Annotated in this window: 2 protein-coding genes and 1 pseudogene; all 3 read right to left on the minus strand. The window is 65.9% G+C overall.

The genetic code is table 11. The annotated features are described in order from the left end of the window. Window positions 1-735 (minus strand): annotated as a pseudogene (locus DYI24_RS23740) (PAS domain-containing sensor histidine kinase); the annotation flags it as partial. Window positions 736-952: 217 nt separating this feature from the next. After that, window positions 953-2,332: a cation-efflux pump gene (locus tag DYI24_RS23745; protein ID WP_107343903.1), complete on the minus strand. Its 1,380-nt coding sequence runs from the start codon at window positions 2,330-2,332 to the stop codon at window positions 953-955. Between the two features lie 124 nt (window positions 2,333-2,456). Beyond that, window positions 2,457-3,315, minus strand: an 859-nt coding sequence (locus DYI24_RS23750) for a zinc-binding dehydrogenase (protein ID WP_164574071.1), incomplete at its 5' end; no start/stop codon positions are given.

A 3,315-nucleotide genomic window follows, 5' to 3' on the forward strand; every position in this document is an offset into this window, starting at 1 on the left:
GCGCGCCGGGTCGTGGGTCAGGCCGCCCTCGCGGGCGCGGGTCGATTGCCAATGGAAGGCGAAGCCGAGGATCAGCACCACGAAGCCGGTGGTCGCCGACAGCGTCACCTGAAGCGCGGTGTCTGATCGCAGTACCGAGCCGGTGTCTTCCTGAATGATGACGACCTGGCCGGGCAGCGACTTCACCACGTGCATCGTGGCCAGCGCGGAAGCGCCGCCGGGCAGGGTGATTTCGGTGACGCCGTTCGGCTGACCGGACTTGGTCAGCGACGCCGCGCCGAGCACTTCGAGAAAGCGGTTGTCGAGGCTGGGTTCGGTGCCGATCGGCACGCGCGCGAGAATCCGCTGATCGGCGCTGGTGACGATGACGTGCCGACCCGCGGCGATGCCCCAGGTCGGGATCAGTCCGGGCAGCAGATTCTGCAGCCGTTCGATCGAGGCAGGACGGTCGAGCCGGACCACGCCGATATGCTCGAGCCGTTCGGCGATCAGATCGGCGAGTGCGCTGAGATCGCGGTTCATCGCACCGCGCTTCTGCTTGCTCTGCTCGATGATCTGAACAGCGGCACCGAAGAAGATGGTGACCAGAAATGCGATGATCAGCAACGGCACCGCGCGCCGCAACACCGGCTCTGCATTCAGCAGCCGATGATAGGCGGGTTTAGCGATCGACTGCGCCAATCCTTTAATTGAATCGGATTGAGCGCAGGCGTCCGCTGCCTGCACGCGCGCCATACGTGGCCCCCACCAAGTATCCGTCAGCACCCGTTCGAAGCAGCGAGCGCCGTTCGAATCATGATTAGGATTTGAATCGACTTTTAGGGGACTGTCGAGAGTCAACGACTCAGGCCGCCTGAAAAATTCTTATCCAAAGGTGAATCGCGCCGACATTTTTTCGTGAGTCGAGTCCGAAACAGGAACGGCCGCAAAGTTTATTGCGGCGCTGCTCGGCTCAGTCCGCATTCGGCGGTTCGGCGTGACTGATCACGCGCTTCACTGAGGGGAACTTGGCGCGCAGCTTGCGCTCGATTTCGTCGACGTGCTCGTGCACCGAGATCACGCTCATCGACGGATCGGCGTAGCAGTGGAAGTTGACGATCTCGCCCGCCTCGGTGTCGCGCACACGGACGCTGTGCACGTCATGGATCGCGCCGTCGTGGGTGAGGCGGCGCAGCGCCAGCCGAATCTCTTCGACGCGCGCGGGCGCGGCGTCGGAGCCCTGCGGCAGCTCCGGCTCCAGCGGCTCGATGTGGGTGTCGACTTCGACATCGGCACCGAAGTCCTCGCGGATGTGATCCTCGAGCTTGTGTGCGATGTCGTGCGCTTCGATCAGCGGCATATCGCCGTCGACCTCGAGGTCGATGCTGACGATCAGCTTGTGACCGAGATCGTGCACAGTGACGTGGTGGACCGCGAGGCCGGAATTGCGGGCGATCACCATGATGCGCTCGCGCACGCTCTCATTGTCGCGCGCCACCGGAATCGCCGTGAAGGTGAGGTCGGCATCGCCGAACATCGCCGACATCGATTCCTGTGCCTTGCGCTTGATCTCGTCGATGCGGTCGATCGGGTAGGTGCGGGGCACTTCGACCAGGGCGTCGATGAAATGCGTCGGGCCGACCATGCGGGCGCGCAGCCGCTCGATGCCGACCACGCCCGGCACCGCGCCGATCGCCTCGCGCGCTTTGTCAGAGACGCCTTCGGGCGCGCGGTCGAGCAGGGTCTGGATGGTGGAGCGGCCGAGCCGCAGGCCGAGCAGCGAGATCATCACCGCGACGCCGATCGCAGCCGCAGCGTCGCCCCAGTGAAAGCCCGCAGCGGCCAGCGCGAGGCCGGCGATCACCGCGAACGAGCCGAGCACGTCGGACGCGAAATGCAGCGCGTCGGCGGCGAGCGCCTGGCTCTTGGTGGCGACCGCGGTCCGGTGCAGGGCCCAGGCGCGCCACAGATTGACGACGATATCGACGCCGAGAATGGCGAAGGCGAGATACGAGAAGGTCGGCGGCGGCGCGCCTTCGCGCAGCCGGCTGTAAGCTTCGACCAGGATGCCGCCGGCCAGCACGTACAGCATCGCGATCACGCCGAGCGCCGACAGGCTCTCGATCTTGCCGTGGCCGTAATGATGCGCGTCGTCGGCGGGGCGGTCGGAGATCCGCACCACGAACCAGGTGATGATGGTGGCGACCAGATCGATCGAGCTGTGCAGAGCTTCGGAAATCAGCGCCAGCGAACCGATGGCGATGCCGATGGCGAATTTCGCCGCCGCCATGGTGGCACTCGCCACAACGGAGACCGCGGCCACTCGCGACTTGGTGCTGGCGATGTCGTTCATGGCGGGGGATTTAGCAGCCTCGTGCGACGCCGAAAAGGCGCGCGCCCCGTTACCCTGGTGGTAACGGGGCGGTTTGGACTAGCTGCGAATTAGTCTCAGTTTAGGTCGTCGTCGCTGGCGGCCGTTACAGCGTCACCACGATCTTGCCGAGGTGGCGGTTGGCTTCCATGTGGGCGAAGGCTGCGCCGATCTCCGCGAACGGAAACACCTTGTCGACCGGCACCTTCAAGATGCGTGCTTCGACCGCCGGCCAGATGTCGCCGCGGACCTGGCGGAAGATTTCGCGGACCTCTTCGACGCTGCGGCTGCGGAAGGTGACGCCGACATAGTCGATCCGGCGCGCGGCGTGCAGATCGAAATTGAAGTCGGCATGGGTGCCGCCGAGCCGGCCGACATTGACGATGCGGCCGAGCACCCGCGTGGCGGCGAGGTTCTGGTTGGCGACCTTGCCGGAGACCTGGTCGATCACGAGATCGACGCCGGCGCCGCCGGTGGCGGCGAGCACCTGATCGACCCAGCCGTCGCCGGAGGAGTCGATCGCCAGATCCGCACCGAACTGATGCAGCTTTTCGCGGCGGCTCTTGTCGGTCGACGAGCCGATCACCTTGCGGGCGCCTTTCAGCTTGGCGATCTGCATCGCCATCAGCCCGACGCCGGAGCTTGCGCCTTGCACCAGCACCGACTGCCCGGAGCGCAGCTTGCCGATCGCCACCACCGCATTGTGCATCGTGGTGAGGGCGACCGGCAGGGTGGCGGCGTCTTCGAAGCTCAAGCCGTCAGGGATCGGCAGCAGCCGTCCGTGATCGGCGAGGGTGTACTCGCCGAACGCGCCGGCGGTCGAACCCATCACCCGGTCGCCGACCTTGCAGCCATAGGCTTCGTCGCCGAGCGCTACGACTTCGCCGGCGAACTCCATGCCGAGCACCGCGCCCACGCCGCCAGCGGCGCCATGAGCGTGGCCCTTGGTCATGCCGAGGTCGGCG

The organism is Rhodopseudomonas sp. BR0C11, assembly GCF_010820945.1.
Classification (GTDB): Bacteria; Pseudomonadota; Alphaproteobacteria; order Rhizobiales; family Xanthobacteraceae; genus Rhodopseudomonas; species Rhodopseudomonas palustris_H.

Bases quoted from the DNA above. Each gene is read 5' to 3' on its own strand.
- DYI24_RS23745 (WP_107343903.1), bottom strand. From the start codon at position 2,332: ATGAACGACATCGCCAGCACCAAGTCGCGAGTGGCCGCGGTCTCCGTT.